Annotated in this window: 7 protein-coding genes and 1 tRNA gene; 4 read left to right on the plus strand and 4 right to left on the minus strand. The window is 43.7% G+C overall.

Translation table 11 applies throughout. The features are described from left to right. Window positions 1–34: 34 nt before the first annotated feature. On the plus strand, window positions 35–373 hold the full coding sequence (locus DEG18_03880) for a 50S ribosomal protein L20 (protein ID HBX58717.1): 339 nt from the start codon (window positions 35–37) through the stop codon (window positions 371–373). Window positions 374–506: 133 nt separating this feature from the next. Here DEG18_03880 and DEG18_03885 read toward each other — a convergent pair whose 3' ends face one another. The 3 genes from DEG18_03885 to DEG18_03895 form a co-directional block, all read right to left on the minus strand. After that, window positions 507–1,205: a hypothetical protein gene (locus DEG18_03885; GenBank protein HBX58718.1), complete on the minus strand. Its 699-nt coding sequence runs from the start codon at window positions 1,203–1,205 to the stop codon at window positions 507–509. A gap of 38 nt (window positions 1,206–1,243) precedes the next feature. Continuing rightward, window positions 1,244–1,320: transfer RNA gene (locus tag DEG18_03890), tRNA-Glu, on the minus strand. 78 nt (window positions 1,321–1,398) lie between these two features. Further along, on the minus strand, window positions 1,399–1,848 hold the full coding sequence (locus DEG18_03895; GenBank protein HBX58719.1) for a hypothetical protein: 450 nt from the start codon (window positions 1,846–1,848) through the stop codon (window positions 1,399–1,401). A 61-nt stretch (window positions 1,849–1,909) separates the two neighbouring features. On the opposite strand from DEG18_03895, the gene tsaD reads away from it, so the two are divergent. Continuing rightward, window positions 1,910–2,965, plus strand: a complete 1,056-nt coding sequence (gene tsaD / locus DEG18_03900; protein HBX58720.1) for a tRNA (adenosine(37)-N6)-threonylcarbamoyltransferase complex transferase subunit TsaD — start codon at window positions 1,910–1,912, stop codon at window positions 2,963–2,965. On the opposite strand, the gene DEG18_03905 is transcribed toward tsaD, so the two are convergent. Continuing rightward, a complete protein-coding gene (locus DEG18_03905) occupies window positions 2,962–3,303 on the minus strand; it encodes a hypothetical protein (GenBank protein ID HBX58721.1) in 342 nt (113 codons plus the stop codon). The genes tsaD and DEG18_03905 overlap by 4 nt on opposite strands. Before the next feature lie 51 nt (window positions 3,304–3,354). Between DEG18_03905 and DEG18_03910 the strand changes: the two genes are divergently transcribed. Further along, a complete protein-coding gene (locus tag DEG18_03910; GenBank protein HBX58722.1) occupies window positions 3,355–5,535 on the plus strand; it encodes a valine--tRNA ligase in 2,181 nt (726 codons plus the stop codon). Between the two features lie 30 nt (window positions 5,536–5,565). Further along, window positions 5,566–6,337, plus strand: a 772-nt coding sequence (locus DEG18_03915) for a hypothetical protein (GenBank protein HBX58723.1), incomplete at its 3' end; no start/stop codon positions are given.

Below are 6,337 nucleotides of genomic sequence, written 5' to 3' on the forward strand. Positions count from 1 at the left end.
TACCCATAATTTCTAAAAATATAATCAATCTACCATGACAAGAGTAAAACGAGGCGTAACAGCCAATGCCAGAAGGAAGAGACTATTAAAACACACCAAAGGTTTTAAATGGACTCGATCAACTAAGTTCAGACAAGCCAAAGAAGCCAGCTTACATGCTTGGTCTTTTATGTTTGCCGACAGGAAGAAGAAAAAGAGGACAGCTAGAAATCTCTGGACGGTAAAATTAAATGCCGCAGCCAGAGAGAATGGCACTACCTACTCAAAGCTAATAGACAAGCTAAAAAAAGCTAAGATCGATCTAGACAGGAAGGTGCTTGCCGACATCGCTCAGCACAATCCTGAAGTATTTAAAAAGATATTAGCCGCCTAACGCTCCTTAAATCAAAACTCCCGCTTAAGCGGGAGTTTTGATTCTATTTATGCAGAGAGGACTGGACGAAGCCAGAACCCGCTTAATGCAATTAGCTGGGTATTCTCGGTTCGTAACCGTTAGGAGTTGGTAGTTACTCCGCAGGCGAGATAATACGAGGCTTTACATAATCTCCGGAGGAAGGATCCTTTTGATCAAAAGAATCTTGGGGTGAAAGTTTGCGCATACTTAAAGAATATCCATATGGTCCGCCGCCAGACTTATCTAGCCATACCTCAATTGAACGAACTGCGCCATCCTCAAATTGAACAAGATAGTAAGTATGTCCCATTAATTGACTCTCTGTAAGCTGGGTGAACAAATAGCGCCATTCATTAAGAGAGATTGGCTTAATGTCGCGCTCTGCTCTTACGGCTTTTTCTCCAACTTTTTCCTTAACTAATATTTCTTGAAATAATCTGCCCTTTATGCCGCTAAAAGATTTGGAAGTATTATAAATCATATCTTCAAAGGAGCCTTCCTTGTCTATGTTGGGTCGATAGTAAGAATTAAATAAAGGCTTCTCTAAAAATGCTTTAAAATCTAATTCTCCAACTTGGTCGGGCGTTGAAAATGTACGAAGTATCTCTGTGCTCTCTCTCTTTTCTTTTTCTACCCTTGTTTTTGGATTCATATTTCTTAATGCCTCGACTTGTTTTCGAGTTGGCCTCAAAACCGGCTTCCCAGATTCATTTGGAACATGATGAGCGCCGCGTTCAATAAGCTTGGCATCGGATAATGCTCTGGATTCCGTGGCCTTAGCTATTTCTTTAGGAGTGTATTCTTCAGACATAGTAATATTTTATACTTCTTTATTACTATTCACAATGATTGCAGCCCCGACGGGATTTGAACCCGTGTTACGTGGATGAAAACCACGCGTCCTAACCGGGCTAGACGACAGGGCCATAAAACAGAAACTATTCTGACATAGAAATCAATAAAAATCAAGAAAAAAGAGGCTTGTCCGCCTCTTGTCAAATTGCCTACTTACCATACATCGCCCAAGCTGGCTGTACCCCAACTACGGCGTAATGGTAGCCTGCGACGTGGCCCCAGTCTTCAGTGAATACACTCCAGCCACGGCCATTGTCACCATCATGATCAGGCTCTCGACCATAGTCGGCTGAGTGAGCAAGCCATCCTCGAACAAACACTATGCTTTCCTCTAAATCTAACGGATACGGGAGTTCTTTAGCGTCACGTTCGTCGCTCCACAGGAGGATTAGAGTCGAGACACCCTTGGGATCTTCTACCCCGGTAGTACTATGATACGTTACCTTCCCATCTCTTATGGGATACTCCGTCTTTTCTATCAGATTCATCATCTTATAGTGGGTAGCTTTCCCGCCCGGCACATTGGGCCAAATAAGTCGTAAAGCAAGAGCCAGAGCTCCATCACCTTCTGAGATAACATCTATAAAACGATTATCCACGCCATACCTCCGTTAAGTAACTTTGAAAAGAATAGGATAATAATGTACCATAGTCAATACTATGAAGATCCTAGCCATAGAGACATCCTGCGACGAGACAGCCATTGCAATCTTAGATATCGATGCGAATGACAAGATACGAGTATTATCCAATATTGTCTCATCCCAAGTAGAGCTTCATGCAAAATTCGGCGGAGTAGTTCCCAGCTTAGCCGCCAGAGAACACGTCAAGAATATTGGCCCAGTTTTTAAGTCTGCCCTAGACGCAGCTGACATAGATTCGTCAACCGGCGGGTTCGATAAAGAGATCGATCTTATCGCCGTGACTCACGGACCAGGACTCGGCCCAGCCCTACTCGTCGGGATTACATTCGCCAAGTCGTTGGCTTGGAGATACGACAAGGAAATAATAGCTACCGATCATATGAGCGGTCATATTCATTCTAATTGGCTAGGAGAAGAAGACATGGCCAACATATTCCCAGCCCTTAGCCTTGTAGTCTCTGGCGGACACACCGAACTCGTACTCATGAAAGATCATTACGATTTCACGATTATCGGCGAGACCATGGACGACGCCGTTGGTGAAGCTTTCGACAAGGTCGCTCGCCTTTTAGATTTAGGCTACCCCGGAGGGCCAATAATCTCAAAATATGCGGCCACCGGTAACCCCGAGAAGTATCCCCTGCCTAGCCCAATGTTAAATTCAAAAAACTTTGACTTTAGCTATTCTGGATTGAAGACTGCAGTTTTGTATTTATTAAGAGACTTGAAATTAAAATCGGACATAACCGAAGAGATGAAATCCGATATTGCCGCCTCCTTCCAAAAAGCCGCCATCAATGTCTTAATTAAGAAAACGGCCAGAGCTTGTACCGAACTAAATATCAAATCATTGCTACTTTCCGGTGGCGTAGCCGCCAATAAAAAACTCCGAGAAGAATTGCAAAAAACGAGCGAAGAGATTGGTGTTAGATATTACCAGCCACCAATGGCCTATACCACCGATAATGCGGCCATGATCGGTGTCGCCGGGTACTTCGCTTATAAAAAATCTAAAAATAAAACTGCCCTTAAGTGGCAGTCTGTGGATATGGATGCAAATTTGAGATTCTAGTTGCATCTATTGCACTCTAATCTATCCTCGTGACCTTTTGGGTAGCTGACAGCTATTTGCTTGCAAAAATCACATTTGAAAGCAAAGTACTTGATATAGCCGGTATGCCCAGATTTCATAAATTTTCCGATAAATACTGCCGCACCAAAGAACATTTTTACTCTAGCCCAGAGATGTCGGGACAATACCTCTGGCACCGCAAAAATAGTGAGGTGGTCCTCAAGAGAGATCTCTCCAGCGTTAGATCTGATATCTGCACCATTCTGGTCACGCCCCAAGATATTACCAGCCCCATCGTGACAGCGGCAAATATGTCGATCCAAAGTGATGTGAGCCATGCTAGGCCTCCATTGAAAAAAGCTAGCTTTATAGTAGTATAACTAAATAATATGTCAAAGGAGATAGTCAAGACTTACGAGCCTAAGGCAGTTGAATCTAAAATATATAAGATCTGGGAAGACAGTGGTTTTTTTAATCCCGATAATTCACCAGCTAAAAATGGTGGCAGTTTTTCGATGGTACTACCGCCACCGAACGTCACCGGTGTTCTACATCTCGGACACGCCCTAACCGTAACCATAGAAGATATAATCATTCGCCACCAAAGGATGCTTGGTAAGAAAACCCTGTGGCTGCCGGGCACCGATCACGCCGCCATCGCTACTCAATCAAAAGTTGAAGAGTTGATACTAAAAAAAGAAGGCAAAAATCGTCACGACTTAGGACGAGAAGAATTTTTAAAACGCGTTGACGACTATGCCCAACAAAGCCACGACGCCATAATCACCCAATTAAAGCATATGGGCACGTCGTTAGACTGGAGTCGAGAAGCCTTCACTCTCGATAGCCATAGAAATTTAGCAGTTAAGACTGCCTTTAAGAATATGTATGCTGATGGACTGATCTATCGTGGCCATAGGGTCATAAATTGGGACCCCAAGGGACAAACCACAGTATCTGACGAGGAGATTGTTTACGAAGAGACTCAGGGCAAATTTTATACATTCAGATATTCAAAAGACTTCCCTATCGCCATATCGACTACCCGACCCGAAACCAAAGTCGGAGACACAGCCGTAGCTGTTCATCCTGACGATGAACGCTACAAACAATTCATTAATAAAGAATACGAGATTGACTTCGCTGGATCTAAAATAAAAGTCAGAATCATAGCCGACTCAGCTGCTGATCCGACTCTAGGCACAGGCGCGGTCGGCGTTACTCCCGCTCATAGTATTATCGACTGGGAAATCGCTCAAAGAAATAACTTAGCCTTAATTCAAGTCATAGACGAATACGGCCGAATGAATGAAAATGCCGGCACTCTTATCGCTGGCAAAAAGACCAAGGAGGCCAGAGAAATAGTAATCCAGTGGTTAAAAGATAATGATCTTCTAGAAAAAGAGGAGGATGTTCAAATCAATATTGCCCGAGCCCAGCGCAGTAACGGTATCATCGAGCCACTACCAAAGCTACAGTGGTTTGTGGCCGTAGACAAAGAATTCATCCTAAAAGAATCCAAAATCGAAGGCATAGCCTCGGGATCTAAGATAACTCTAAAAAGAATGATGCGCCATGTAGTTGAGAGCGGCCAAATCAATATAATTCCAGACCATTTCTCAAAAACATATTTTCACTGGATAGATAACCTGCGTGACTGGTGCATCTCGAGACAAATTTGGTACGGTCATCGTATTCCTGTTTGGTATCGTGATCATGAGATCTATGTAGGCGTCGACGCACCAGCCAGCCAAGATTGGCAGCAAGACTCCGACACGCTCGACACCTGGTTCTCTTCCGGCCTATGGACATTCTCCACCCTAGGCTGGCCCAATAAGACCGAGGATCTATCTAAGTTTCATCCGACCGACGTACTCGAAACCGGCTACGACATTCTATTCTTCTGGGTAGCTAGAATGATTCTCATGACCGGATACTGCTTAGGAGAGATCCCCTTCAAAACGATTTACCTTCATGGATTAATTAGAGACAAAGATAGGCAGAAAATGTCCAAATCTAAAGGCAATGCTATCGATCCGATCGAGATGGCCGATAGGTACGGCACCGATGCGCTAAGATTCGCTTTAATCTTTTCAACAGCCGCAGGCAACGACATCCCCTTAGCCGAGGATAAAATTAAAGGTATGAAACATTTCGCCAATAAGATCTGGAACATATCTAGATTTATACTGACCAATACTGATTCTGAGCTCCTGATAACCGATGAGCAACCAAAACCAACAACAGCCCCCGATGCGGCTATCTTAGAGTCCCTCAATGCGACTACGAAGAGCGTTAGTGATAGCCTTGAGCGGCTCATGCTCCATCAAGCTGCTCAAGAGATATATCAATTCGCCTGGTACAAACTGGCCGACATCTACATTGAGGCTAGCAAGACTCAGATTTTAGACAGTCAAACAAAGACCAATACTCAAAAGATTTTGATTTACTGCCTAGCCAATCTTCTCAAGCTTCTTCATCCTTTTATGCCATTTATCACAGAGGAGATATACTCAAGCCTTCCTATAACCAACAAAAAACTTCTGCTAGTGGAAAACTGGCCTGCTTAATTAGCCTCACTTAAGGTATACTTATAATTAATGGAATTAACTCCCGTCGTCAGTAGCGCTATCTTGATAGCGATTGGCCTACTTCCAAGTCTAATCTGGATGTCTTTTTTTATGCGCGAAGATTGCCACCCTGAACCTAAGTACCTAGTAATAAAAACATTCTTAATGGGAATCGTTATAGCTCCGCTAGCGATCTTACTCCAATACGGCTTCTGTCAAATGATTGGATCCAATTGCCTTATTGGAGCATCAAACGCCGGATTCGTACTCTGGGCAGCGTTAGTCGAAGAGCTTGTTAAGTTCTATGCGATAGTCATTATAGTATTGAAAAGTCCGGAGTTTGACGAACCCATGGACGGCATGATCTACATGATCACAGCGGCACTTGGATTCGCAGCCATAGAAAACATTCTTTTCATGTTCAAAATAATCCCCGGAGGCGATGTATTTAATACCAGTAGCAGTCAAGCATTAATAGCTCTCGAAACCATAGGGCTAAGATCTCTCGGCGCAACCATCCTCCACGCCCTCTCCTCTGCCATAATAGGGTACTTTCTGGCTATGGCCTGGTTCTATCAACACCATAAGAAGAAATTAATAATCATGGGAATAGCCATCGGGACAATGTTCCACTTCGCCTTTAATATCTTCATATCTAATCAGGAGGCTCTGGCTGGCCTTGGCTTGTCGTTGGGACTCCTAGTTTTTATGTCTTTCTTGGTCTATATACTCTTTAATAAGGTTCGAGACCGTCACGAGAAAGCCAAGGCCGCACGATTAGCCATGGCCATTGGCCGCCAAC

It is taken from the genome of Candidatus Yanofskybacteria bacterium (genome assembly GCA_003514055.1).
Classification (GTDB): Bacteria; Patescibacteriota; Minisyncoccia; order 2-02-FULL-40-12; family GWA2-44-9; genus UBA12115.